Raw genomic sequence first — 22,572 nt, 5'->3', positions numbered from 1 at the left:
TGTGACGCTTTATACATTCATAGGCCTTTGTTTGGCCGGTAGCACAGCGTTGGCGGCACCGGTTGAATTTACCTTTGAAGATAACCGGGTGCCCGGCGGACAGGTTTACCTGGCCATTTACAAGGCCGACCAAGCCAAAGGCTGGGATGATGCGCCCACCCACCAGGAAAAACTGACCCTGGGCGACAGCGAGAACTGGAAAACGACGCTGGAGCTGGCGCCTGGCCGCTATGCCGCACGGGCGTTTATTGATGTGGATGGCAATGGCGAGCTGAAAACGGCGCGCTCGGGTCGCCCGCAAGAACCCTTTGCCATCAGCCTGGGGGATGGTCGTAAAAAAGCCTCTATCCGTTTTCAACAAGCCGTGTTTGAAGTATCGGATAGCGCGGCCAGCGTTACCATGCCGCTGCTTTACCCGAAAGGCAGCCTTGATCATTAAGGAAGGTAGTGACGAAACCCGGCGGCATAAAACCCGTAACCCGAGGGGTTATTCCACTGCGGCATCGCCGGGTTCTGCAACGCTGGCATTGGCTTGCACCACTACGCGCTCGCCGACCAGAATTTGCAGTTTTGCCTTGCTACCACCGACGTAGTCGCAGCTGAGCCGCGCCGGCTCACCCGGTAACAAAGGGGACGGAAATTTTACTTTGCTGAACGCGCGGATGCGATGTTCGGGAAAGGCAGCGCGAAAGCAGAGATCCATTTTTGCCAGCAACCAGGCGCCCGGCACCACCGGCGCGCCGGGAAAATGCCCCTGCACGCAGCTGTCCTGTTCGCCCAGTTGGAAATCCACTACCATAAACCACCTCTCACTCATCTACGCATTCTTTGTATGAAGCCTGTTGTGACTCACTACGAACCTTTTTGCGAATCCTTGCCCATCACGCAAGACATTGCCGCCCTCTTGCCTCACGCGGCGCCCATGATTCTAATCGATAGCCTGCTGGAATCGACAGAAAATGTGCTGCTGTGCCGCGCAAACTCTCATCTGAAAGCCGATAATCCGCTGCGCATTGACGGTGTTCTGAGCGTCTTTGCCGGCGTTGAATATGCCGCTCAGGCGATGGCGGTTCATGGCCGACTCAGCCGCGAAGCCACTGCATCACCGCCGGTGCGAGGTTTCGTGGCAGTGGCCTCAAAGCTGGAAGCCCATGCCGAACAACTGGACGCAATTGCCAGCCCATTGCAGATTCGCGTCGAGCGGGTAGCCAGCAATCATGACTCTTCGCTCTACACCTTTAGCCTGCACGCCGAACAACAGTTGTTGCTGGAAGGGCAGTTGATGGCGGTGCTTGAAGCAGCGGAAAACACCACCGGTTTTTAATGGCAACCTGCCAGGCACCAGGGGCGGGTTCGCCGGATACGATGAACGCCTGTCCGTCAGGTCAGTGATATATTTTTGGAGAGCAGGAATGAAAGCAACATTCAAATGGGTTTCAGTAGTGGCACTGGCCGGTTGCGCCGTGGCCGCGCAAGCAAGAGATGATGTACGGGACTATTCCCTTGTGGAAGCACTGTCCAGCGAGCAGGCCAAAGAAGCGCTGGGCACCAATATCAAATTTTATTTTGGTTCACAAAAACACGGTACGGTAAGCAAGCGTTTTGGTGAGTTCAGCACCAACAAAAAAACCAACGGTTTTAACAAAACCGACAAAGGCGCCTGTGAATGGGTTTTTCTCTCGGCGTTGAAAACCTTGAAAGAGCGGGCTGAAAAAGAAGGCGGTAATGCGGTGGTTAATATCCGCTCCAACTACCGCAACAACCTCACCAGCAGTAATGAAACTTTCCAGTGTGGTTCGGGTGCGTTGATGTCGGGCGTGGCATTGGTTGGTGATGTAGTCACTATCAAGTAAATCTTTAATTAACTATCCAGTAACCTGCCGCAAAATGTTACCCAACAATGCCGATGGTTCCTTCCGGGCCATCGGCATTGTCGTTATAAAAGCTTAACGTTGGGCGATGTATTTGGAGAGGACTTCAAATTTGTCCATGTCGTTATCCACAAACCGCACGGTAATTTTTATCACCTGGGTGTCTACCCGGTTATCGCCGGCTTGCAAAGTGTGAACGTAGCCATTCAAACGGGCGAGTTCTTTTTGGTCGCCCAGTTCAATATCCACTACGGCCTGATCAAATAGCGCTGGCAAACGGTCAGTGCGCTGAATCAAACCGCTGAAAGATTGCAGGGAAATATCCCTGACCACACAAGCGCACGTCAGATTATTGGCAAAGCGAAGCTGTGCCTTACCCTTAACCTGGCGAGCGACAGGATTTTGTTTTTCTGCCGACGGTGGTGCACTGGCAGCCGAAGCCGGCGTTGCGGTAACCACCGCTTCACGCCCGCCGGTCAGTACATCCACCGAGGCGAAGGCAATGCCCTGGGTGCCTGCAGAGCGCGGCGCGCTGGCCGTGGGGGATTTGCCAATCAGTTTCAGTTGTTTGAAAACCTTGCGCAGCAATTCGTCAGGGGTGAAAGGTTTGCTGAGGTAATCCGACACGCCGGATTGAATGGCTTTGACAACGTGGTCTCTATCGCCCCGGCTGGAGATCATAATGAAAGGTGTTTTTGCAGTGCGTTCATCGGAGCGGACCACGCGCAACAATTCCTCACCGCTCATGTTGGGCATTTCCCAATCGGACAGAATAAGATCCATGGTCTGTTGTTTCATGGCCGCCAGCGCCCGATTGCCGTCTACCGCATCAATCACTTCCACATCGGCGATACGATCACGCAGATGTTTTTTTACCATGTCACGGATAAAGCTGGCGTCATCAACAACGAGAATACGAATGGGCATAGCAGTGCTTCCAGGCAAACAATGCGCATAGCCTAACGGAAATTTTTTTTATAGCCACGCTTTTTAAATGGATTTTTGTGAAGAGCAGATAGCCGTCTGTACAGTGTCGAATTTCCGGCGGAAAGCCGCTTTGGCTTTAACCTTTAACGGGCCGCCGTCAGCCGCCCGTCAGTGACTTCACCCCCACAGCTGCGCCGGGTCGATTCGATAGCGATCAGCATCCAGTATTCGAGGGAATCGAGGTCGCTGAGTGACTCGGCCGGCACCCGGTAAAAATTACAGGGCAGGTCGTCCATCAGGTGAGAAGCGAAAGGGGTGAAGGCGTGTTCTTCGTAGAAGCACCAGGATTCTTCGTCGGCACGAAAGTAGATTTGGTCATTCAGCAAAATAGCGAACTGGGCTCCCTGGTGATAAACACCATAGCCATTAAAAATACGCCGATAGGTGACCGGCTGTAGTTTGCTGAAACGTTCAATGGTATGAACCAGAAAGAAAGTACTGACCGCCATGGTGCCCTGCTGCCGAAAATTATCGTTCCATCGAAAAGGCTGACTGTAATCAGCCCCCCGGGCAAATGCAATGCAACGGCAATACCGTTTGGTTATGTAAACCTTACGTCTGACGCTAAAGAGATCACAAGAAAAAGTTAGTGATTGCCCGCTTCATCGCGAAGAAACACCCAATCACGAGCGGAAGAAGAGGCGGCATCGTAGCGATAACCGGCCACCGTAAACTGCTTGAGGTCTTCAATACGGGTGATGCGGTTTTGAATAATCCAGGCGCTCATCATGCCGCGTGCTTTTTTGGCGAAGAAGCTGATGATTTTGTACTGGCCATTTTTGGCATCCTTGAATACCGGCGTAAACACCTCGGCGTTAATCAGCCGGGTATTCACCGCACCAAAGTATTCGTTGGAGGCGAGATTGACCAATACACCGTCGGACAGCGCTGGCTCACTGTTTAAATGTTCAGTGAGCTTGTCGCCCCAGAATTGATAGAGGTTTTTGCCCCTCTGATTGGCAAAACCGGTACCCATTTCCAGCCGGTAAGCTTGCATCAAATCCAGTGGCCGCAAAATGCCATACAGACCCGACAGCATACGCAGGTGAACCTGGGCAAAGGTGAAGTCAGCTTCGGAAAACGTCTCCGCCGCCATCCCGGTATACACATCACCTTTAAAAGCCAGAATCGCCTGCCGGGCATTATCCGGGTTAAACGGGCGCTGCCAACTGTGAAAGCGGTGCACGTTCAACTCGCCGAGCTTGTCACTGATCTTCATCAGCGATGACACCTGCGGCGCGGTAAGATGGCGCAACTCATCAATGAGCTGCTGCGAGTCTTCAAGAAATTGCGGGTGGGTGAAGGTTTCGGTGGCCAGCGGGCTTTCGAAATCCAGCGTTTTTGCCGGCGAGATAACAATTAACATGCAAAATCCTGTAACAGCATTATTCGGGTTTCAACACACTTTGCCACCAGTTTAACGGCGTTCCATCTTCGGGATGGTACACATTGCCGTACATCCAGGCGTGCTCGCCGCTCAGCCCGACTGCATCATCCAGCAGTTGCTCAATGGCTGCAAAACCACAGCTGACGTGAATCGAGTAAACCAGCATGCGCGGGGTTTCGAGATCCAGCTCACCGCCCAGCTTTTCGATACCGGCGGTCAATTGATCAGCAAAACCTTCAAGGTTGCCGCGACTGAATACCCGGATGCTCAGGTTGCCACTGTGCTGAACCAGCTCGAATTCACCGGCACCCGGTGTGAACCGGATCAGGTCGCCACTGGCAAGGCCTTTGACAAAGGCCGGCGAGCGAACCAGCTGCAATTCACCACTCTCCAACTCACGCACTGGTAACTTTTCCACAAAAGGTTCACCAGCCGCATTCATACCGGCAAATAATTCAACCACCTGTAGCGATTTCATCAATACTTGTCTCATTAACGCGAAAAATTGTATGGCATTATATCGACCTTGGGTCTCAGGAGGATAATTATGACTTTATTACGCAATTTGCTTATTGCAGCACTGGTGGTAACAGGCGCCAGCGGTTGTGCGGTGAATCCGGTCACCGGCAAACAGCAGCTGATGTTCAGCAGCCAGGAACAGGATATCGCAACCGGTGCCCAGCACTACCAGCCCAGCCAGCAATCCCAGGGTGGCCAGTATGTGGTTGACCCGCAACTGACCAGCTACGTTAACCAGGTCGGCAAAAAACTGGCTGCGGTGAGTGATAACCCCAATCTGCCTTACGAATTCGTGGTACTGAATAACGATGTTCCCAACGCCTGGGCACTGCCTGGTGGCAAGATGGCCATTAACCGTGGCCTGTTGGTAGAACTGAAAGATGAATCGCAACTGGCGGCCGTACTCGGCCATGAAATTGTCCACGCCGCTGCCCGCCACGGTGCTTCGCAACAATCCAAAGGCATGCTGGTGAATGCCGGGGTGATGCTGGCCGGTGTTGCTGCCATGAGCCAGGACTCGCAATACGGCGCTCTGGCGGTGGGTGCGATGGGCGTAGGCGCCAATGCCTGGATGTCCAAATACAGCCGCGACCACGAACTGGAAGCCGACCGTTACGGTGTCGACTACATGATCAAAGCCGGTTACGACCCGATGGGCGCGGTTGAACTGCAAGAAACTTTTGTGAAGCTCTCCGAGGGCAACCAGACCAGCTGGCTGGATGGCCTGTTTGCCAGTCACCCGCCATCACGCGAGCGGGTAGCAGCCAACCGCCGCATGGCCGAGCAACACCCCGGCGGCGCACGGAACAAGGCAGCTTTTGACAAAGCCATGGCCCAGGTTCGCAAAGACCAGCCCGCCTATAAAGATTACGTAGCTGCCCAGAAAGCCGCTGGCGAGAAGAACTACAGCCATGCGCTGAGCCTGCTCGACAACGCCACCAAACAACAGCCGAAAGAAAACCTGTTCTGGGAGCTGAAAGGCCAGATTCTCGGCACCCAGAAGAAGAACAAGGAAGCCCTGACCGCGCTTGACCGCGCCGTACAGGCCAACCCGCAGTTCTTCCGCCCTTATGTTTATCGCGGTCTGGTGCAGCGCCAGCTGGGCAATACCGACCAGGCGGAGCGCGATTTGATTGCCAGCCAGCGTTTGCTGCCAACCCAATTGGCCAGCTATCACCTGGGTGAGATCAACCTTGCCAAAGGCCAGCGCAACCAGGCGGTTACCTATTTCCAGCAAGCCGCCCAGGGCGGTGGTGAAATTGGTGAGGCAGCCAAAGGCCAATTGGCCAAACTGCAATAATCCCTTTCTGGCAACCACCCTCCGGTGGTTGCCATTTTCTTTCCCGCTCGTCGCTTCCTTCACCGATCGCCCGACAAACGGCCGTCGGAATTGCGCTATCATTGCCACCCAACATAACCACAATAACGGAGTTGCCGGCACCATGGCCGATTACCCGCGCGCGCCGCGACTGTTATTTCTCCTGCGCCAGCTCGACAACCTCACCGCGACCCTCGGCAAATCCGTTGCCTGGCTGACGCTACTGATGGTGCTGGCGACCTGCATTGTGGTGATTCTGCGGCGCGGCTTTGATATCGGCTCCATCGCCCTGCAAGAATCCGTTACCTACATGCACGCCGCTGTTTTTCTGCTCGGCACCGCTTACGCCTTGCAATACGGCGCTCATGTGCGGGTAGACATTCTCTACCGCCGTTTCACACCGCGCACCCGGGCGTGGATCAACAGCCTCGGCGCGTTGTTGCTGTTGCTGCCGGTCAGCATTTTTATCGGTTTTATCAGCATCGAATTCGTCAGCAGTGCCTGGCGCATTCGCGAAGGCTCCACCGACTCCGGCGGCCTGAGCATGGTTTACTGGCTGAAAACGCTCATTCCCCTCATGGCAGTTAACCTGTCCCTGCAAGCGGTGGCAGAAATTTTGCGCAACACACTGGTCCTGATGAACATGACCGATGCCGCTAACGAAGCCGCAGACAGTGAGGCAGCACAATGAGTTTATTGATTGAGCTGATGCCACTGTGGATGTTTGCGGTTATCTGTCTGGCGTTGATGATCGGTTATCCGGTGGCTTTTACGCTGGCAGGTGTCGCGCTGATTTTTGCCGGTTTCGGTATAGTTACCGGCATTTTCGATGCAAACTTGCTAAAAACTTTCCCCAGTCGTCTCTACGGCATCATTAACAATTACACCCTGGTAGCGGTGCCGCTGTTCGTTTTTATGGGCGTAATGCTCGAAAAATCGCGGCTGGCCGAAGAGCTGTTGGAGAATATGAGCAAGGCCTGTGGTCGCATGCCCGGCGGGCTGGGTATTTCCGTGGTGCTGGTCGGCGCGTTACTGGCCGCAAGCACCGGCATCGTCGGTGCAACGGTGGTGACCATGGGGCTCATCTCGTTGCCGACTATGCTGCGCCGTGGCTACTCGCCCGCCTTTGCCACAGGTACTTTGTGTGCAACCGGCACGCTCGGGCAAATTATCCCGCCGTCTATCGCGCTGGTGTTACTGGGCGATGTGCTTTCCAGCGCCTATCAACAGGCGCAACTCAGCCAACATATTTACAACCCGCGCACTATTTCCGTGGGCGATTTGTTCGTCGCGGCGATTATCCCGGGTTTGATGCTGGTGGTTTTTTATCTGGCCTACGTGATTTTTTGCGGTCGCTTCCGCCCTTCGCTGGTGCCACCCGCCATTACCGAAGAACGGGTGGCACCGCTGCGCCTGCTGGCCAGTTTGCTGCCGGTGTTGCTGTTGATTGCGCTGGTGCTGGGCTCCATTCTTACCGGTTCGGCCACCCCCACCGAGGCCGCCGGTGTCGGTGCGCTGGGTGCCAGCTTGCTGGCGTTGTGGAAACGGCAATTGACTATGTCGCGGCTGCTGGAGGTGATGCGCAGTACCACCCGGGTGAGCGCGATGATTTTCACCATCCTGATCGGTGCTTCGCTGTTTTCACTGGTGTTTCGCGGTTTCGGCGGCGAGGAGCTGGTGCATACTTTCTTTTCGCAACTGCCAGGCGGGGTGTTTACCGCGATGCTGGTGGTGATGGTGATGATTTTTGTGTTGGGTTTTATCCTCGATTTTATCGAGATCACCTTTGTGGTGGTGCCGATTGTTGCCCCGGTGTTGATGATGATGGGCGTGGATCCTATCTGGCTGGGTATTATGATCGCGGTGAATTTGCAGACGTCTTTCCTGACGCCGCCGTTTGGTTTTGCGCTGTTTTACCTGCGCGGTGTGGCGCCCGCGAGTGTGCCGACCGGTGCGATTTATCGCGGTGTTTTTCCGTTTATCGTGATGCAATTGTTGCTGCTGGTGGTGTTGGCGATCTGGCCGGAGTTGGTGACGGGTTTGAGCCTTCAATAGCGCTGAGGCTTTCCACATGGCCCTGTCGTTAAAGTGCAAAGTGCAAAGTGCAAAGTGCAAAGTGCAAAGTGCAAAGTGCAAAGTGCAAAGTGCAAAGTGCAAAGTTTGGATGGGGGTTTTTGTTTGGGTTTTACAAGCAGTGCCTCTCTGTCCGTTTGTCATTAGGACACTTGTTCCAAAAACGCATGAACATCCGCAAGCGGAGCCGGCCAATCATCACAGGTTTTGGAATACAGGGTCTAATAACAAACTCATATTGTGCTGATCCGGAGGATCCAGTCACCTGCACCTATACTGATTAAAAACCCCTTTCCTCGACCTCGATAGAGAGTCTTGCCCATGTCGTTTTTACATCCCGATGATGACCCGCGCCCCACCGGTGAACTGACGCTACAAACCCTGTCGATGCCGGCAGATACCAATCCTTATGGCGATATTTTTGGCGGCTGGCTGATGTCGCAGATGGATATCGCCGGTGCCATTCATGCGCAGGATATTGCTTGTGGGCGCGTAACAACGGTAGCGGCGGGCAGCATGTCTTTTTTGCGTCCTGTGCCGGTGGGCGCTACCGTCAGTTGCTATGCATCGGTGGTGGATATCGGCCGCACCTCCATCCGTTTGCTGATTGAAGTCTGGATCAGAATCCCGCATTCTTCTCATGTCGCCAAAGTCACCGAAGGCGAATTCGTCTACGTGGCGATTGATGAAAACGGCCGCACCCGTCCGGTGCCTGGCCGATAACCACAATGTACCGTGAATGTCATTAATACCGGAGTGTCATCATGCTCAAGGATTCCGCCGTCGGTTACGGCCTGCTTTCCATTATTTTGCATTGGGTCAGCGCGCTGCTGATTGTCGGCCTGTTCGGGCTGGGTATTTATATGGTCGATCTCAGTTATTACGACGATATGTACCACAAGGCACCGTCGTTACATATCAGCCTCGGCCTGATCCTGTTTTTGCTTACGGTGCTGCGCGTGGTGTGGCGAGGCGTTAACCCCAAGCCGGAGGTTTTACCGGGCCAGAAGCCGCTCGCGGTGGCGGGTGCGCAATTGATCAAATACGTATTTTATATTTTGATTGCGGTGCTGGTGGCGACCGGTTATTTGATTACTACTGCCGACGGTAAAGCCGCCAGCCTGTTTGGTTTGATCAGTTTTCCGGTAACGGTGCAGCTGGGCGCAGATGGTGTTGATCTTGCGGGTTCTATCCATGAAATCGCCGCCTGGGCGATGGTGCTGCTGGCTGGCGTGCATGGCCTGGCGGCGCTGGTGCATCATTTTGTGGTGCGCGATCGCACTCTGGTAAGAATGCTGAAGCCGGTTAAAAAGTAAAACCGGCTTTAACGGGATGCTTTGTCCGGGTGGCGGTAGCGGGCCATAAACATCGCCACCGTTTCCTTTACCAGCTTTTGCCGTTCTTCAGCCGTGGTGCTGATCATGCCGAATAACGCCGGATAAAATACGAACGCCTTGAACTGATAGATAAATTGTTTGGTGGCGAAGGTAATATCGGCGATATCCAGTTCCTTTGCCGCGCAGGCATCGCGTAGAAACTGCTCCAGATAACGCTGGCAACCGGGCGCATATTCGCTGATATTTTTGGCCAGCTCCGGTTGCTGCATCACCTGCAAAATAGCTACTTTGGCAATCCGCAAAAACGCTTCTGAACCCAGCATTGCCACTTCATCTTCGGCGATCTTCTGCAATTGTTCGTCTAACGAGCGGGCAGGGTCGAAGGTGATTATCTGGCTTTGCGACAAGCGCTCGAACATCCGCACCAATATCGCCTGAAACAACAATTCCTTGGTGGCGAAGTGGTTGTACACGGTGCGCTTGGATACTTTCGCCTCCAACGCCAGCTGGTCCATGCTGGTTTGCTCCACGCCCTGGCTGTAAAACAGCGTTTCAGCGGCATCGAGAATCTGTAAGCGTTTTTTATCTGTGAGTTTCATCGAATCACCCTGCGATGTGAACGGGTATTCTAGCCCTAACTTGAAAAAACTGCACGGCACAGTTTACTTTTCACAAAGCATATGTAAACTGCACGGTGTAGTTTATATTCAGGACAGAGCTATGCGACGGATAACCAAAATTTCAATGTGGGCACTAACCGGCCTCGCAATACTGATAGCAGGAGCAAGCGTGGTGAACAGCGATCTTAAAGCCAGTGTCGATACCGAAAGCCTCAGCCAATCCAGCCGCTTTCATGAAGGCAAGTTTTTGAATGAGCATGAGTTTGAGCAGCCCGGCTTTGTTAAAACGCTGCATATTTTCAAACGCTTTTTTACCGAAGCGGCGCCCGACAAATTTCCCGTACACAGCTTGCCCGTACAAGCCGTTACGCGCGCGCAACTGGATGCTTTGACCAACGATGACATCCATCTGATCAAGCTGGGCCATTCCTCGGTGCTGATGAAAGTGCTGGGGGAGTACTGGTTGTTTGATCCGGTGTTTTCCGAGCGCGCTTCGCCCTTTTCCTTTCTCGGCCCGAAACGTTTTCACCAAACGCCGATCAGCATTGATGAATTACCGCCCATCGCCCGGGTACTGATTTCCCATAACCATTACGACCATCTGGACAAAACCAGCGTGCAGAAACTCGCCAGCAAAACCGGCGAGTTTTTTGTGCCGCTCGGCGTCGATAAAGACCTGCAGCGCTGGGGCATAGACGCTGCGGTAATGACTACTTTTGACTGGTGGCAGGAATGGCAAACCGGAGAAACGCTGGTTGCCTTTACGCCAACGCAACATTTTTCCGGGCGCGGCCTTGGCGATAGCAACAATACCCTGTGGGGTTCGTGGGTGGTTAGAACACCGGCAGGCGCTGTGTATTTCAGTGGTGACTCGGGATACTTTACCGGCTTCAAGGACATCGGCAATAAATACGGCCCGTTTGATATTACCTTTATTGAAACCGGCGCCTACGATGCCGACTGGCCGAGCGTACACATGACGCCGGAAGAAAGCGTAACGGCGCATCAGGATCTGCAAGGCAAGATGATGATCCCGATTCACAACGGCACCTTTTCTCTCGCCTTCCACACCTGGTACGACCCGCTGGAGCGGGTATCAAGCGCCGCGCTGCAATCCGATGTGACCTTATTAGCACCTCAATTTGGTCAGCCCTTGTCGTTAAGCGGGTTGGCCGAACAGGTTGCCGCCATGCCGGTTAATAACAGCAGCTGGTGGCGCGAATTGATGCCGGCAGCGGTGTTGGCGAAAAACCTCGCCGCTACCGCCGAACCGCAAACCACCGCGCAGCCCTGAGTGTCATTTCCGCCAAATATAACCGGATGTCGCATTGAGTCTCTGCTAATCTCAATGCGATAGACGGCTTGTCAAAAACGCCAGCAATAATCTTTCCGGTGGTATGCTGCCCGACTGAATGGCGTTGATCTTGCAGGTTCAATTCATGAACTCCCGGCGCAGATGGCGGTCAAATCCGCAGGTCTGCACGGTATCATTGCATTTCTGCATTACCCGCTGCCCATAACCGTAGCGGGTGAGAATGCCAAAGCCTGTTCGGAAATGAACAGCAATGTTTACAAACAGGACACAATGTCCATTGATGTCGATAATTCATCAGGAGATGAGCATGAAAAAAACGTTACTGGGTCTGGTTCTTGGTTCGGTTGCCCTTGCCAGTTTGCCTGCAATGGCTGACAAGTACGTCATTGATACCAAAGGCGCACACGCTTCCATCAATTTTGAAATTCAGCATCTGGGTTACAGCTGGCTGACCGGCCGTTTTAATGAGTTCAGTGGTGAATTCAATTACGACCCGAAAGATGTAGCCGCAAGCAAAATCAACGTTACCATCAACACCAACAGCGTAGACAGCAACCACGCCGAGCGTGACAAGCATTTGCGCAGTGATGATTTCCTCAACGTAGCCAAATTCCCCACTGCAACATTTGTCAGTACCAAAATCGTACAGGACGATGGCGAAGAGTTTGACATCATCGGCGACCTGACACTGAACGGCGTAACCAAAAGCGTCACTATTGAAGTGGACAAAATCGGTGAAGGTAAAGACCCATGGGGCGGTTACCGCGTAGGTTTTGAAGGCGAAACCGAAATCCGTTTGAAAGACTTCAATATCAAGCAGGATCTCGGCCCAGCTTCACAAAGCGTAAAATTGAAGTTGCATGTTGAAGGTATCAAGCAATAAGCTGTCATTACCTTTTCTGCTGTATAAAAAAGGAAGCTCTTGCAGCTTCCTTTTTTATTAAAAGGTGATTGTTGTTCTTCGGATATTCTCTGTGTTGGAAATGATCCCGTATGAAAGCATTCATCGCAACCACCGCACTTGTTCTTGCAAGCCTGATTCCCCAGCTGGCCAGCGCCAGTTTTATTCTGAAAAATATTCCGTTGAATCACCCGGCCAATGGCGACGTTGAACGGTTTGATCAATTTCTCGCCGTCTCCGGCCATGCCACCAATGAGCGCTGGCTGAGCCTGATTGACCTGCACGACTTCTCGTCAAACGCCATCACACTGCCGGATAATGCCCAATTTTTTTCCCGCCTGGTAACAAGCGAAGGGGACGCGCTGGTTATCCTGACAGACAAAGATATTCGCCGCTACGATCGCGCTAACAACCGTTTTGTATCGCTGCTGGAAACGCCTTCGCTGTACACGCTGACGGACCAGACCCGCATACGTCAGCTGAATTTTGTGGTTAACCTGAATGAACAACAATCGGTGTTTGTCGTTCCGGATTTTCACCATGTGCATGTTTATGCGCCCGCCGCCGAAGGCTTCAAACACAGCAAGCTGAAATTACCGGTGCAGGTACAAACCTTTGAAGAGACGCCGCGTTTTCACCCGCGCCGCGTATGGCCGGTAGATTTCAATCAGGATGGTAAAACCGATCTGGTATTTCTGCGCGATGGCCGCTTGCAAGTGTTCTTGCAACAAGCTGAGGGAGCATTTGCCACAACGCCGGAAAATATAAAACCGGCCATGCATTTATCACTGGATCAGGAAAGCCGCATTCGCGGCGGCGAAGGGCGCAACTTTGCCGGTCTGGAAATTAATCACCTGCACGACATTATGGATCTGGACGGCGATGGCATACCGGATATCGTTATTCGCCGTGAAGAATTTCACGATGCCATTGAAGTGAATACCAGCTACCGCATTCACTACGGCAAAAAAGGCGAATCCACCCTGCAATACAACGCCGATGCGGATGCTGTCATCAGCACCAAAGGCATGCAGTTTGAACCGGTATTTGCCGATATCAATGGCGATGGTCGCAAAGATTTTTACACACCGGGTGCGCAGTTTGGCGTTGGCTCGGTAATCCGCGCCCTGCTCAGCGGTAACGCCACCATTGAAATGCAATTTTACCTAATGGACGAAAATCGCAACTTCAACAGCAAGCCCGACCACACCCACAAAGCCACCGCACAAGTCAGCATCAGCCGCGCCAGCCTCGACATGCCCTTATTCGGCGCCGGCAGCCTGGACGGCGACCCGCACAAAAATTTGATCATCGGCGAAGGCAAAGATCGCTTGCACGTTATTCCGAGCGGCAAACGCCGTCTCTTCGAAACCCAGGGCACCCGCTACGCCACCGCACTACCCAACGACGGCTCTCGCGTAAAAATCATGGACATCAACGGCGACGGCCTCGACGATATTATTCTGCCGTTTGATAACCACGATTCCGAAGAAACGCGTAATCGGGTGCACTTGTTGATTATGCAACCCAGGTAGTTATTGCTATTAAGTGAAGCGGGTATTCACGCGTGAAATGACTGGAAGAAACTTCCATCACGCATTATCTGGAATATCCGGCTCAACCAATCGGACAAGTTGCTCAAGCGACTCTTGCCAACCCAGGTAACACATTTCGACGGGAATTACCGCCGGGATGCCTTCCTGAATAATATGAATTTCCGTTCCGCAAGATACCGGTTTTAAATCAATCGACACCAGAATTTCACCGGGCAGATTCACGTCTTCAAAGCGGTCTATGTGGCGAATGCTTTTGCCCTGCACCAGCTCGGTATACTCAGCCGTAAATGCATGACTGCTGCCGCTGCCAAAGTTGGTAAAGGACATCCGGTAGCCACCGCCCACCCGCACATCAATCTCGTGAACGGTGCCGGTAAAGCCGAACGGCGGAAGCCAGCGTTCCAGAGCGCTTTTATCGGTAAACGCTTTATAAATGCGCGCTGCTGGTGCTCTCAAAACACGATGTAACCGCACGGTACCTGGTTCATTTGCCATAACAGTCTCCTCATATTCATCCGTTGGTTGGTGTAACGGAGTCAGTTATCCGGAAATAACGTTGCTCCTTACTGATAGTCGAACGGAAACTCGCAAAATCGACACGCTAATGATAAATATTAAATGCTTGCCGCAAGTCCGAGATTGGCCTGCAATTTTAAAGGCCGTTTCCGGACGTGTGCAGCAGCGATGCCATGAACTTCTCTAAAAAATTGGCCATGCTTCAGAAAATCATTCAGCGCAACGCAGGAGCGGATTCATCCTTTTTACTGTTGGTCATCCATGTGGAACCTGTGCAAAAATCGGTGTGCGACTGGCGCGAGAATAATGCCTGCCACAAAAATAACAATCAGCCCACAGTAAAGTGAATAAAGACCGGCAAAAATTTTTCCACCAAAGCTGACTGGCGCATCCACCGGCCCCATCCCTCCCAGCAACATAGCCGCATTGAGAAAAGCGTCAATCCAGCTTAGACCTTCGAGCGTACGATAACCCAGCATGCCGATGAAGAGTGATACGCAAATAACTACAACGACAATCAGCCCGCTGTTTGCCAACCGCAGCAGGAACTGCTGTTGAGGTAAAACGGGCTGATCCCGGTGCTCAAAGTTTGGAAGTATGGGTTTCATTGCTCACCTGATCCTGAATTAGACCGTTTCGCAAAGTGGCGTCAATCATATTTCTTTGTTGACGCGAACTCTTTCAATAAGCTCATTAGCTTCTTTGATAACCAGATCGGGCTCTTCCTGAGGAATCAAATGATGGCTTTTGGTGGTAAGAACGGCTTTTCCTTGTGGAAAGGCTTCTGCCCACTTCGTCCAAAGTTCTCCCCACATCTCCCGACCTTTATCGGAATGAAAAAGATGTTCCGGCTCTTCGTAACGCTTTACACTGGCAATCGCTGTAACCGGGATATCTTTAATTTCGGGATAATCCGGCAATGGAAATTTTGCCCAGAAGTCTACGATATGGTAACTCTTGCCGCCCTTGATATCGGCCAACTTGATCGCCTCAATCTCTTTGTTTCCCTGTTCAAGATCAATAGCTCGCACAATATCCACATCATGTTCTGATGAGGCATCAACCAACAGCAATCCTTCCACGCGCTCGGGATAGGTAGCGGCAAACACTCTGGCAACGCTACCACCGTATGAATGCGCAACATATATGATGCGCTCTACACCAATATGATCAAGCAAAGCCTTCAGGTGTTTTACGTAGTCCTCCACAACAAAAAGAATTTCAGGCTTACTGGAGTTTCCATTACCCACTCTGGAATAACGAATAACAGTGGCAGATTTTGAAAGCAATGCCGGGATTTCGTCCCAGTCTGCCAATCCACCGCCACCACCGGCTTCAAGAAGAATGACCTCTTTCCCATTACCAATAACTTCATACTCAATCGAATAACCGGCTATATTTGCGGTTTTTATCGCTGACTGAGCGGTAAAGGAAAATAACAAAGTAACCAGTAGAACTGCAATTTTCATAAGATCTCCGTATCACTGGCATTACAAATTGGACGATGGATGACTCATAACAGAAAGTTAAAAACTCAGCATTTTTAGATTTCGTAATCGAACTCATAGAAATGCTTTCCATTCTCTATTTTGATAAGCATTTTTCCCGAAAGACCTTTTAGTTCGCCAGAGCCTGAATCAGGAATCACTTCCAGTACCAGACGATCCTTACCCTGGTTCATGGTGCCGAAGTGTTGCAGCACGAAGCTGCCTTGTTTGCCGGACAAAGAGCCGCTGACCTGTTCGATGGCAACGTAACCGGCTGAACCTTTTACGGTTGTCATAGCGCTAAGCATTTCACCCTGGCTTGTTGCTACCAGATCACCCGAAAAGGTTTTATCAATAGACATGCGCCCTATATTTATACCTTCAGTGCCTTTGGCATAGGAGTCCATAGGTTGCAGTTTGACTTGAAATTCTCCGGAAGCTTTCATTTTAATCCCTTGTTTGGATGAGTAATTTAAAACCTGATCAGGTCGCTGCCATGCCTAAAACTTGCGAATATGAAAAGGAATTCCGGTGCCTTCTTCGCAGTACTGTTTCAAACTCAATAGAAAGATCGCCCAATTGTAGTTACAGAAACGATAAAATTCCGTGACTTCGCGCCAGTCTGTATGCCGGAGAATAACCGATGTTTTTCCGTCTTTTTCATTCAGATCAAAACTGATATGGGTTCCTATCCATTCCGGGTCTGAATCGACGCAGCGCCAAACCATTCTTTTGTTTGACGTCAACGCTGTAATTTCCATCTTTGTTGGCGATTCCTCGCCAAACCTGAATTCGTTTACAGCACCTGTCTGCGCAACAAAGGCCAGCTCACGGGTCCACACTTCCGCTAATCCACGTTCAGTGGTAAGAATTTCGTAGACCTTTTCAACAGGTGCTTTTATATACTGGATATGTTCAATATTTGCCATGATCGTTGTTACTCCTATTTTTTATATTATTTTTATCAATTCCAACAGAAGAGCATGATGTAAAGCCTATTTAGAGAAGGGCCGCAAAGGCTGAGGGTTAGTGCGCTTTGCGGCTGAATAACCATTAGCTAGTCAGCGCTGCTCCAGGTTCCTCCCAACTGGCCACAACTTGCGGGCAGGGTGCTCAAGTCGCTTTCTGAGCGGGCGTAGTAGTAAGCATCTCTTTTGGTTCCCATCATACCCTTGCAAACACCCTGTGCGGGTAGAGGACATTGCTCCATATAATCAATTTTTCCGGCTTCACCACCCATCTGAACCGACATATTCGCCAAGGCTTCGCAAGAGCCCTTGAACGCGGCTTCACTTTCCTTCGGGTCAGATTGCACGCAATCTTTGGAGTGTATGGTTTGCCCCATGAAAGAAAATTTCCCCTCAATAAGGCAAGCTTTATCAGCCGCATTTGACGCCAAAGGCAACATAACTAATAAAGCCATGGGAATAACAGACATTAATTTCATGTAATTTCCTTTCAAAGTAGCAATAACTTGATAAGTGTTAAAAAGGGGGAGAAAGAATAATACCTAAAAACCACCCGTTTATTGGCTTTTTTAAGCGAATACTGGTTCGCACAAAATTTTTGTCTTTACTGATGACGCAATAAAGCATTCTGCGTGTGAAGCTTCATGCATACTTTTGATAACATCGAATGATGGTTGATTTGCGCCTGTAAATTTAACTTCGGGTCTTAAGGTTACTGAAAGCATTGCTACTTTCCCTTCACCATTTTTCCCCATGATGCCGGATGATTCATCTGTATATGACATAACGGAAAAACCTTTTTTTGCCGCAATAGATAAAAACCACAACATGTGGCAACTTGAAAGAGAGGCAACAAACGCCTCTTCGGGGTCAATGGCATGCTCAACAGAGAATGGAAGCGGAACAACATGAGGTGAACTTGAAGCTTTTACCTCAACACCGCCATCAAAACTCCACGAATGTTCCCGACTGTATTTTCCCGATCTAAAATCTGTGCCGTCGCTGCTCCAAACAATTTTTGCAGAATACATATGATTCATTCCTTAATTCACTTAACAACCGCCACAAAGACGAGGAGCCGGCTGGAGGCCAGCGCCGCTTCACTATCCTGATAGCCCGTGAATAAAACGTATACAGAGCATATTGGAACTGCTTTAACTCGAACAAAATCCAGCAAACACAGCCGTACTATTTAGTTTAATAGTCGCCATTTATTATTATTTTCTACACTTTGTATATCTCGACATTGAACGCTTCGCCGGTTTTACTTGGGTGCCTGTTTTATCGGGACAAGATCACCAGTCCAGCAAAATGTGATTGTTAGCTTGTTGGAGTCAAAATTTTGATGATTTCATCATATTCAAGACCACTATTCTTCATATGTATATGGACTGCTCTATGGCAGTTAGGGCAAAGGAGCGCTAAATCGTGTGGCTTGATGGTGTACTTTGCTGAATAAGTAGAAATTGGCATTTTGTGGTGAGCCTCAATATACTTAACTCCATATTTATCATGAAAATCCATTGAACATATTTCGCAAACCCATGAGCTAGAGCTCTTTACCGCAGAAACAACAGCACTACTTCTTTCTGCAATCAAATGGGTTACGTAACGCCGCTCACCCTCTTGATATACCGCCTCATCTTGATTATGAATCGCATCCTCAATTGATGAACCTTTCCGAGCGAGGACAACAAATTTATCTTCAATTTCGGCAACAGAAAAGGAACCTTCATAGTGCCATCCCGCCTTTGACTCTGTGAACAGGAGAATAGGATAAAGATGCTGTGGTTGTTTGATTAGAACATTGTTGGCTTTTTCTTTAAAATTTACGTTCCCATTCCTTGCTTTGAATGAGTAATGAAATGCCAATTTATTATCATCAGACCAGCCGTCCTCTTCATATGAACCCGGGCGGGTTTTGATAATTACGGCTTTTACGAATGGTAACTCTCCAATCCAGTTTATGCCTTGCTGAGGCGTATTACCAATTGCGAACTCAGAACTCGACCAATATGGTGAAGACTCAACCTTGGAGTACTGGATTAGGTCAAATAGATTTCTCTTTGAAACTGTGTCTCCAGATACAAGAGAAAATAAATCCTGTGGTTTACTCAATTCCATGTTCGCACTCTAATTCTTGTAAGAGCTAACGCCGCGCTCTACGGCAATTTTGGAGCGCTGCGAAAAAGTTGTCCGACAGCAGCGCTTTGTTACGCATTAGTTTTTGTTGTAGCCAAACTCACCACGACTAAGTAGAGCTTCTTTCCAATAACTTTCCCGAGCAAAAATCTCAGCGTCATCCGTTTTCATAGGTCTATATTCAAGTAGGGAAAATCGGAAATTTTTGCGAGCGTACTCCTTACCCTTTTCCTTTATTAACTTGGTGAGTTCGTCGTTGTGTCCGTGACCATTACAAATGTAGCAATGCCACCTAGACCAAATTCCAGTAGTGCCGTAGGCTGATCCTACATACTTCTTCCCATTACTCTTATCCATGATGAGATAAACCCCTTTCACGTTGAGCAAAGCCGCTCGCCAATCTGGCTTGGACGTTTGAAAGATATTCTCTAGGACGTGAAAATCATGATTGATCCTTTCATAACCACAGAATAGAGCTCCAGTATATTCTTCACGAAGGATTTCAGAAACTCGGAACTCTTCCAGATAATTTTCGAGTTTCCGAGACTTTGCTCGTCCTGATCTTTTCCAATGCAGCTTAAGCCTGCCAATATATGGGGAAAACTGATCAGTAAGGGCCACTTCGTAACCCTTGCTTCGAGTGGTTCCTAATCGGGCGACAATCTCATAGACTCCACCGAATAGCCATTCATTTGGTTCGTGGTAATAGTCCATAAGGCTGAATATATATCGTCGATTAAAATCATCCTTCTCACTTCGCCAGGAATTCCAGCCCTTCCACTCTTCTTTATCTCGCACAAATACGTCAAGCGGATGCATCTCTCCATTCCAGTTGGCCAAGTGAATTTTATGATCCTTGGGATTCTCAAACGTGAGAATGTCATTGAGATGTATGTCCATACTGACCTTATGCGTAAAATTTTAATGGTGGCCTCCAAGGCCGTTCCTCCGGATACACATCTCACTCAGAGTTTCCGTCAAATTACGGGGCCCGGCCTTTGGCGTCAACACGCTAGTAAAGGATATGTCCTATCTGGCTAGCGTATTGGCTAATACTTCGTAAGAAGAGACTTTCTTTCGGAGCATATTGCATGCAGCCTTTGGAGTGAAGGGGCTGGCATCTCATTAAATAAGAAAAGCTTTAGGCCAGCGACAGGCAATAAAAATCGGCAGAAATAAAATTACTGCCAATAACCTTTATTTCTTAATTTCTGCCACACAAACAACCCTAAATTTATACCGCTCGTAAGTTTTTCCTAAATAGCTAATCATACTTCTGCCTGACGGGGAAGAAAAATGAAATTCTGATCCTACCGATGGATAATGTGCACTCCCATTTAGGCGAATAGAAAACTTGCCACTAGCATCCACAGCTAAAGTATTTTCGTTACCACACAGCGTTACGGCTTGACCATTTGCCAAAACAAGATCGGCATCTGCGTTATATACTCTGTTTTTATTTATTTCTTCAAAAGATTTCGTGATACCGACTACTGTTCTAGATCTCTCTTCAAATGCAGCTGCCACTTGAAGGAAATTGTTTACTCTATTTTCTATTTGATTGATTTCTACTTTTATTTCTTGCGGAACGTTTACGTTAGTAACCAGATCATTCAAATATCCATTTAGGGCACTTTGCTCTAGCACTAATTCTTTACTAATACTTGTTAACTCCCTAACTCCATCAGATAGCGGATCATCAAGTTTCATATACTTTGATTTAAGAACATCAAATCCAAATGTAGATGCCCCACCTAATACTGCACCAAACAAAACGATAATTAACTCCTTTTTCAAAAACAAATACTCCTTTCATAAAAAATTGATAAAACAATCCATATTGGCACGAGAGAGCAATGCCATTGAATCGCGGTTCTGTTAATTTTTTGAAGACACCTACTGTGGATCAACAGCATCCCGGACTTTAAAATAATCCAACTCCGAAATGTCGTTATAAGCGCGGATGCGTTCCTGAAATTCGCTGTAGGATTCGTAGACTTTTTTGAATAGCGGGTCGGCGGCGGCTTGTTCGGCGTAGACTTGCTGGCTGATGTCGTAGAAGCGTTGGATAACGTCGTCCGGGAAGCGGCGTACGTTGACGCCGCGGTCTTTGATTTGTTGCAGGGCAACCATATTGCCAGCGGTGAATTGGTCCAGCATGTCCTGGTTCATGCTGCGCATGGCGGCTTCTACCATGGATTGCAAATCTTTCGGCAGGGATTCCCAGGCGGTTTTGTTAATTAAAAATTCCAGCGTTGAACCGGGTTCCTGCCAGCCGGGGTAATAATAGTTGCGGGCAATTTGCGGGAAGCCGAAGGTGAGGTCGTTAATAGGGCCAACCCATTCGGCGGCGTCTATCACGCCGGTTTGCAGCGCAGTGTACAACTCACCACCTGGGATATTCACCGCACTACCACCGGCGCGGTTAAAAATTTCACCAGCCATGCCGGGGATGCGCATTTTCAAACCGCGCAAATCATTAACGCTGTTGATGTCGCGGTTGAACCAGCCAGCCATTTGCACGCCGGTGTTGCCGCCCGGATAAGGTACCAGGTTAAAAGGCGCATAGACTTCCCGCCATAATTCCAGACCGCCACCGTGGAATAACCAGCCGTTACTTTCCTGTGCGTTCATACCGAAAGGAATGGTGGTAAAAAATTGCGCGGCGGGAACCTTGCCTCGCCAATAGTAGGAAGCGGCGTGACCCATTTCCACGCTGCCCGCCGATACCGCATCAAATACGCCGTTGGCTGGCACAATTTCGTTAGCGCCATAGACATGTATAACCAGGCGGCCCGCGCTCATCACTTCTACCTGACGGGCAAAGGTTTCTACGCTGGTGCCGAGCACCGGGAAATTTTTCGGCCAGGTGGTGACCAGACTCCAGCGGTAGCGGGTTTGAGAAGTTTCTTCACCGGATACCGACAGGCCGCCCCGTTCTCCGGCTTTTTCTATCACCAGCAGGGAGAAAACCAGCACCAGCAGTGCGACCAGCAGCAGAATAACCGGCGGATACCAGTTAATGGGGCGAGGAGAAGGCATATTGTTATAGTCCGGAGAATTGAAAAAGCCGGTTGGCAAGCGCCAGATAATAGCAGATAGCAGCGAGTGGGAATTACGCCTGATTTAATGTTTACGGTTTGTTGGTCGCTTCAAATAAGTTATCTTACGCGCCAGCATCCAGTACGTTAACCCGATTACGCTTGAAAGAAGGTCTGTATCCATGCGCCAGCATAGCCGTATTACCTTTCGTTCGATTTTTCGCATCAAGGTGAGCAACCGCGCCAATAAACGCCTGATCGGTTATGTGGGAGACATCTCTGAAACCGGCCTGAAATTATTGGGGGATGTGTTGTTGGAAGTGGACAGTACAGCGGCGTTGCAACTGAAAACCCGCGATAAAGACGGCCATATGCGCAAGATTGATATTGATGTGGTGTGCCTGTGGTCGCGGGAGAACGAGAAAACCGGCCATGTAGAAAGCGGCTTTACCCTGGCAGCACCATCACCGGATTTTGTTAACTGGGTGAGCAGTTTGCGCAACGGCCGCATCACCTGATGGTTTGATCAGAAGG

29 protein-coding genes are annotated in these 22,572 nt (G+C 50.1%); 12 read left to right on the top strand and 17 right to left on the bottom strand.

The genetic code is table 11. The features are described 5' to 3' along the window. Positions 1-31 precede the first annotated feature (31 nt). Positions 32-439, top strand: a complete 408-nt coding sequence (locus tag C4F51_RS01450; RefSeq protein WP_193906507.1) for a DUF2141 domain-containing protein — start codon at positions 32-34, stop codon at positions 437-439. A 48-nt stretch (positions 440-487) separates the two neighbouring features. On the opposite strand, the gene C4F51_RS01445 is transcribed toward C4F51_RS01450, so the two are convergent. After that, a complete protein-coding gene (locus C4F51_RS01445) occupies positions 488-817 on the bottom strand; it encodes a hotdog family protein (RefSeq protein ID WP_193906505.1) in 330 nt (109 codons plus the stop codon). Between the two features lie 27 nt (positions 818-844). On the opposite strand from C4F51_RS01445, the gene C4F51_RS01440 reads away from it, so the two are divergent. Next, positions 845-1,324: a hydroxymyristoyl-ACP dehydratase gene (locus C4F51_RS01440; protein WP_193906503.1), complete on the top strand. Its 480-nt coding sequence runs from the start codon at positions 845-847 to the stop codon at positions 1,322-1,324. An 88-nt stretch (positions 1,325-1,412) separates the two neighbouring features. Then, positions 1,413-1,853, top strand: coding sequence for an excinuclease ABC subunit A (locus C4F51_RS01435; protein WP_193906501.1), 441 nt, complete (start codon positions 1,413-1,415; stop codon positions 1,851-1,853). 93 nt (positions 1,854-1,946) lie between these two features. On the opposite strand, the gene C4F51_RS01430 is transcribed toward C4F51_RS01435, so the two are convergent. The 4 genes from C4F51_RS01430 to C4F51_RS01415 form a co-directional block, all read right to left on the bottom strand. After that, a complete protein-coding gene (locus tag C4F51_RS01430; RefSeq protein ID WP_193906499.1) occupies positions 1,947-2,798 on the bottom strand; it encodes a response regulator in 852 nt (283 codons plus the stop codon). Between the two features lie 143 nt (positions 2,799-2,941). Then, complete coding sequence (locus tag C4F51_RS01425; protein WP_193906497.1) at positions 2,942-3,307, bottom strand: TfoX/Sxy family protein; 366 nt, start codon at positions 3,305-3,307, stop codon at positions 2,942-2,944. A 137-nt stretch (positions 3,308-3,444) separates the two neighbouring features. Continuing rightward, on the bottom strand, positions 3,445-4,224 hold the full coding sequence (yaaA, locus tag C4F51_RS01420) for a peroxide stress protein YaaA (protein ID WP_193906495.1): 780 nt from the start codon (positions 4,222-4,224) through the stop codon (positions 3,445-3,447). Positions 4,225-4,243: 19 nt separating this feature from the next. Then, entirely contained in the window at positions 4,244-4,723 is a 480-nt protein-coding gene (locus tag C4F51_RS01415; protein WP_193906493.1) for a DUF4265 domain-containing protein, read from the bottom strand. 69 nt (positions 4,724-4,792) lie between these two features. Here C4F51_RS01415 and C4F51_RS01410 point away from each other — a divergent pair, with 69 nt between their 5' ends. The 5 genes from C4F51_RS01410 to C4F51_RS01390 all read left to right on the top strand — a co-directional run bounded on the left by C4F51_RS01410 (position 4,793) and on the right by C4F51_RS01390 (position 9,471). Next, positions 4,793-6,064 (top strand): M48 family metalloprotease, encoded by a 1,272-nt coding sequence (locus tag C4F51_RS01410; protein WP_193906491.1) that lies wholly within the window; start codon positions 4,793-4,795, stop codon positions 6,062-6,064. Between the two features lie 142 nt (positions 6,065-6,206). Further along, positions 6,207-6,773 carry a TRAP transporter small permease subunit gene (locus tag C4F51_RS01405; protein WP_193906489.1) on the top strand — a complete coding sequence of 189 codons (567 nt, stop codon included), beginning with the start codon at positions 6,207-6,209 and terminating at the stop codon, positions 6,771-6,773. Positions 6,774-6,778: 5 nt separating this feature from the next. Continuing rightward, the gene (locus tag C4F51_RS01400) at positions 6,779-8,137 is read left to right on the top strand and encodes a TRAP transporter large permease (RefSeq protein ID WP_193912257.1); all 1,359 of its coding nucleotides are present in this window, start codon (positions 6,779-6,781) and stop codon (positions 8,135-8,137) included. Positions 8,138-8,476: 339 nt separating this feature from the next. Continuing rightward, on the top strand, positions 8,477-8,878 hold the full coding sequence (locus tag C4F51_RS01395; protein WP_193906487.1) for an acyl-CoA thioesterase: 402 nt from the start codon (positions 8,477-8,479) through the stop codon (positions 8,876-8,878). 41 nt (positions 8,879-8,919) lie between these two features. After that, the gene (locus C4F51_RS01390; RefSeq protein ID WP_193906485.1) at positions 8,920-9,471 is read left to right on the top strand and encodes a cytochrome b; all 552 of its coding nucleotides are present in this window, start codon (positions 8,920-8,922) and stop codon (positions 9,469-9,471) included. Positions 9,472-9,479: 8 nt separating this feature from the next. On the opposite strand, the gene C4F51_RS01385 is transcribed toward C4F51_RS01390, so the two are convergent. Further along, positions 9,480-10,091 (bottom strand): TetR/AcrR family transcriptional regulator, encoded by a 612-nt coding sequence (locus C4F51_RS01385; protein WP_193906483.1) that lies wholly within the window; start codon positions 10,089-10,091, stop codon positions 9,480-9,482. 193 nt (positions 10,092-10,284) lie between these two features. Between C4F51_RS01385 and C4F51_RS01380 the strand changes: the two genes are divergently transcribed. The 3 genes from C4F51_RS01380 (at position 10,285) to C4F51_RS01370 (ending at position 13,863) form a co-directional block, all read left to right on the top strand. Then, complete coding sequence (locus tag C4F51_RS01380) at positions 10,285-11,406, top strand: MBL fold metallo-hydrolase (protein WP_328701283.1); 1,122 nt, start codon at positions 10,285-10,287, stop codon at positions 11,404-11,406. Positions 11,407-11,728: 322 nt separating this feature from the next. Beyond that, positions 11,729-12,310 (top strand): YceI family protein, encoded by a 582-nt coding sequence (locus C4F51_RS01375; RefSeq protein WP_407926929.1) that lies wholly within the window; start codon positions 11,729-11,731, stop codon positions 12,308-12,310. A 110-nt stretch (positions 12,311-12,420) separates the two neighbouring features. After that, positions 12,421-13,863: an FG-GAP repeat domain-containing protein gene (locus C4F51_RS01370; RefSeq protein WP_193906479.1), complete on the top strand. Its 1,443-nt coding sequence runs from the start codon at positions 12,421-12,423 to the stop codon at positions 13,861-13,863. Between the two features lie 57 nt (positions 13,864-13,920). On the opposite strand, the gene C4F51_RS01365 is transcribed toward C4F51_RS01370, so the two are convergent. The 11 genes from C4F51_RS01365 to C4F51_RS01315 all read right to left on the bottom strand — a co-directional run bounded on the left by C4F51_RS01365 (position 13,921) and on the right by C4F51_RS01315 (position 22,039). Then, a complete protein-coding gene (locus C4F51_RS01365) occupies positions 13,921-14,379 on the bottom strand; it encodes an SRPBCC family protein (RefSeq protein WP_193906477.1) in 459 nt (152 codons plus the stop codon). A gap of 266 nt (positions 14,380-14,645) precedes the next feature. Continuing rightward, on the bottom strand, positions 14,646-15,008 hold the full coding sequence (locus C4F51_RS01360; protein WP_193906475.1) for a hypothetical protein: 363 nt from the start codon (positions 15,006-15,008) through the stop codon (positions 14,646-14,648). A gap of 45 nt (positions 15,009-15,053) precedes the next feature. Beyond that, positions 15,054-15,869 carry an alpha/beta fold hydrolase gene (locus C4F51_RS01355; protein ID WP_193906473.1) on the bottom strand — a complete coding sequence of 272 codons (816 nt, stop codon included), beginning with the start codon at positions 15,867-15,869 and terminating at the stop codon, positions 15,054-15,056. A gap of 74 nt (positions 15,870-15,943) precedes the next feature. After that, entirely contained in the window at positions 15,944-16,333 is a 390-nt protein-coding gene (locus C4F51_RS01350; RefSeq protein WP_193906471.1) for a DUF3224 domain-containing protein, read from the bottom strand. 54 nt (positions 16,334-16,387) lie between these two features. Next, a complete protein-coding gene (locus tag C4F51_RS01345; RefSeq protein WP_193906470.1) occupies positions 16,388-16,816 on the bottom strand; it encodes an SRPBCC family protein in 429 nt (142 codons plus the stop codon). A 128-nt stretch (positions 16,817-16,944) separates the two neighbouring features. Then, positions 16,945-17,334, bottom strand: a complete 390-nt coding sequence (locus tag C4F51_RS01340; RefSeq protein WP_193906468.1) for a hypothetical protein — start codon at positions 17,332-17,334, stop codon at positions 16,945-16,947. A 90-nt stretch (positions 17,335-17,424) separates the two neighbouring features. Next, a complete protein-coding gene (locus C4F51_RS01335) occupies positions 17,425-17,886 on the bottom strand; it encodes an OsmC family protein (RefSeq protein ID WP_193906466.1) in 462 nt (153 codons plus the stop codon). Between the two features lie 289 nt (positions 17,887-18,175). After that, positions 18,176-18,979, bottom strand: a complete 804-nt coding sequence (locus C4F51_RS01330) for an HNH endonuclease (protein ID WP_193906464.1) — start codon at positions 18,977-18,979, stop codon at positions 18,176-18,178. Between the two features lie 96 nt (positions 18,980-19,075). Next, positions 19,076-19,837 (bottom strand): GIY-YIG nuclease family protein, encoded by a 762-nt coding sequence (locus tag C4F51_RS01325; protein ID WP_202987584.1) that lies wholly within the window; start codon positions 19,835-19,837, stop codon positions 19,076-19,078. A 357-nt stretch (positions 19,838-20,194) separates the two neighbouring features. Next, complete coding sequence (locus C4F51_RS01320; protein WP_193906462.1) at positions 20,195-20,794, bottom strand: hypothetical protein; 600 nt, start codon at positions 20,792-20,794, stop codon at positions 20,195-20,197. A gap of 99 nt (positions 20,795-20,893) precedes the next feature. Then, positions 20,894-22,039, bottom strand: a complete 1,146-nt coding sequence (locus C4F51_RS01315) for a TRAP transporter substrate-binding protein (RefSeq protein ID WP_193906461.1) — start codon at positions 22,037-22,039, stop codon at positions 20,894-20,896. Between the two features lie 181 nt (positions 22,040-22,220). Between C4F51_RS01315 and C4F51_RS01310 the strand changes: the two genes are divergently transcribed. Continuing rightward, positions 22,221-22,556 (top strand): PilZ domain-containing protein, encoded by a 336-nt coding sequence (locus tag C4F51_RS01310; protein WP_193906460.1) that lies wholly within the window; start codon positions 22,221-22,223, stop codon positions 22,554-22,556. Positions 22,557-22,572 lie beyond the last annotated feature (16 nt).

The organism is Cellvibrio polysaccharolyticus, assembly GCF_015182315.1.
In the GTDB taxonomy this organism is placed as follows: domain Bacteria; phylum Pseudomonadota; class Gammaproteobacteria; order Pseudomonadales; family Cellvibrionaceae; genus Cellvibrio; species Cellvibrio polysaccharolyticus.
This window is presented reverse-complemented; position numbering and strand designations above follow the sequence as displayed.

Excerpts from the sequence above, each read along its gene's own strand:
- C4F51_RS01445 (WP_193906505.1), bottom strand. The coding sequence starts at position 817 with ATGAGTGAGAGGTGGTTTATGGTAGTGGATTTCCAACTGGGCGAACAG.
- C4F51_RS01435 (WP_193906501.1), top strand. The coding sequence starts at position 1,413 with ATGAAAGCAACATTCAAATGGGTTTCAGTAGTGGCACTGGCCGGTTGC.
- C4F51_RS01430 (WP_193906499.1), bottom strand. The coding sequence starts at position 2,798 with ATGCCCATTCGTATTCTCGTTGTTGATGACGCCAGCTTTATCCGTGAC.
- C4F51_RS01425 (WP_193906497.1), bottom strand. The coding sequence starts at position 3,307 with ATGGCGGTCAGTACTTTCTTTCTGGTTCATACCATTGAACGTTTCAGC.
- yaaA (WP_193906495.1), bottom strand. The coding sequence starts at position 4,224 with ATGTTAATTGTTATCTCGCCGGCAAAAACGCTGGATTTCGAAAGCCCG.
- C4F51_RS01415 (WP_193906493.1), bottom strand. The coding sequence starts at position 4,723 with ATGAAATCGCTACAGGTGGTTGAATTATTTGCCGGTATGAATGCGGCT.
- C4F51_RS01410 (WP_193906491.1), top strand. The coding sequence starts at position 4,793 with ATGACTTTATTACGCAATTTGCTTATTGCAGCACTGGTGGTAACAGGC.
- C4F51_RS01405 (WP_193906489.1), top strand. The coding sequence starts at position 6,207 with ATGGCCGATTACCCGCGCGCGCCGCGACTGTTATTTCTCCTGCGCCAG.
- C4F51_RS01395 (WP_193906487.1), top strand. The coding sequence starts at position 8,477 with ATGTCGTTTTTACATCCCGATGATGACCCGCGCCCCACCGGTGAACTG.
- C4F51_RS01390 (WP_193906485.1), top strand. The coding sequence starts at position 8,920 with ATGCTCAAGGATTCCGCCGTCGGTTACGGCCTGCTTTCCATTATTTTG.
- C4F51_RS01385 (WP_193906483.1), bottom strand. The coding sequence starts at position 10,091 with ATGAAACTCACAGATAAAAAACGCTTACAGATTCTCGATGCCGCTGAA.
- C4F51_RS01375 (WP_407926929.1), top strand. The coding sequence starts at position 11,729 with ATGAGCATGAAAAAAACGTTACTGGGTCTGGTTCTTGGTTCGGTTGCC.
- C4F51_RS01370 (WP_193906479.1), top strand. The coding sequence starts at position 12,421 with ATGAAAGCATTCATCGCAACCACCGCACTTGTTCTTGCAAGCCTGATT.
- C4F51_RS01365 (WP_193906477.1), bottom strand. The coding sequence starts at position 14,379 with ATGGCAAATGAACCAGGTACCGTGCGGTTACATCGTGTTTTGAGAGCA.
- C4F51_RS01360 (WP_193906475.1), bottom strand. The coding sequence starts at position 15,008 with ATGAAACCCATACTTCCAAACTTTGAGCACCGGGATCAGCCCGTTTTA.
- C4F51_RS01355 (WP_193906473.1), bottom strand. The coding sequence starts at position 15,869 with ATGAAAATTGCAGTTCTACTGGTTACTTTGTTATTTTCCTTTACCGCT.
- C4F51_RS01350 (WP_193906471.1), bottom strand. The coding sequence starts at position 16,333 with ATGAAAGCTTCCGGAGAATTTCAAGTCAAACTGCAACCTATGGACTCC.
- C4F51_RS01345 (WP_193906470.1), bottom strand. The coding sequence starts at position 16,816 with ATGGCAAATATTGAACATATCCAGTATATAAAAGCACCTGTTGAAAAG.
- C4F51_RS01340 (WP_193906468.1), bottom strand. The coding sequence starts at position 17,334 with ATGAAATTAATGTCTGTTATTCCCATGGCTTTATTAGTTATGTTGCCT.
- C4F51_RS01335 (WP_193906466.1), bottom strand. The coding sequence starts at position 17,886 with ATGTATTCTGCAAAAATTGTTTGGAGCAGCGACGGCACAGATTTTAGA.
- C4F51_RS01330 (WP_193906464.1), bottom strand. The coding sequence starts at position 18,979 with ATGGAATTGAGTAAACCACAGGATTTATTTTCTCTTGTATCTGGAGAC.
- C4F51_RS01315 (WP_193906461.1), bottom strand. The coding sequence starts at position 22,039 with ATGCCTTCTCCTCGCCCCATTAACTGGTATCCGCCGGTTATTCTGCTG.
- C4F51_RS01310 (WP_193906460.1), top strand. The coding sequence starts at position 22,221 with ATGCGCCAGCATAGCCGTATTACCTTTCGTTCGATTTTTCGCATCAAG.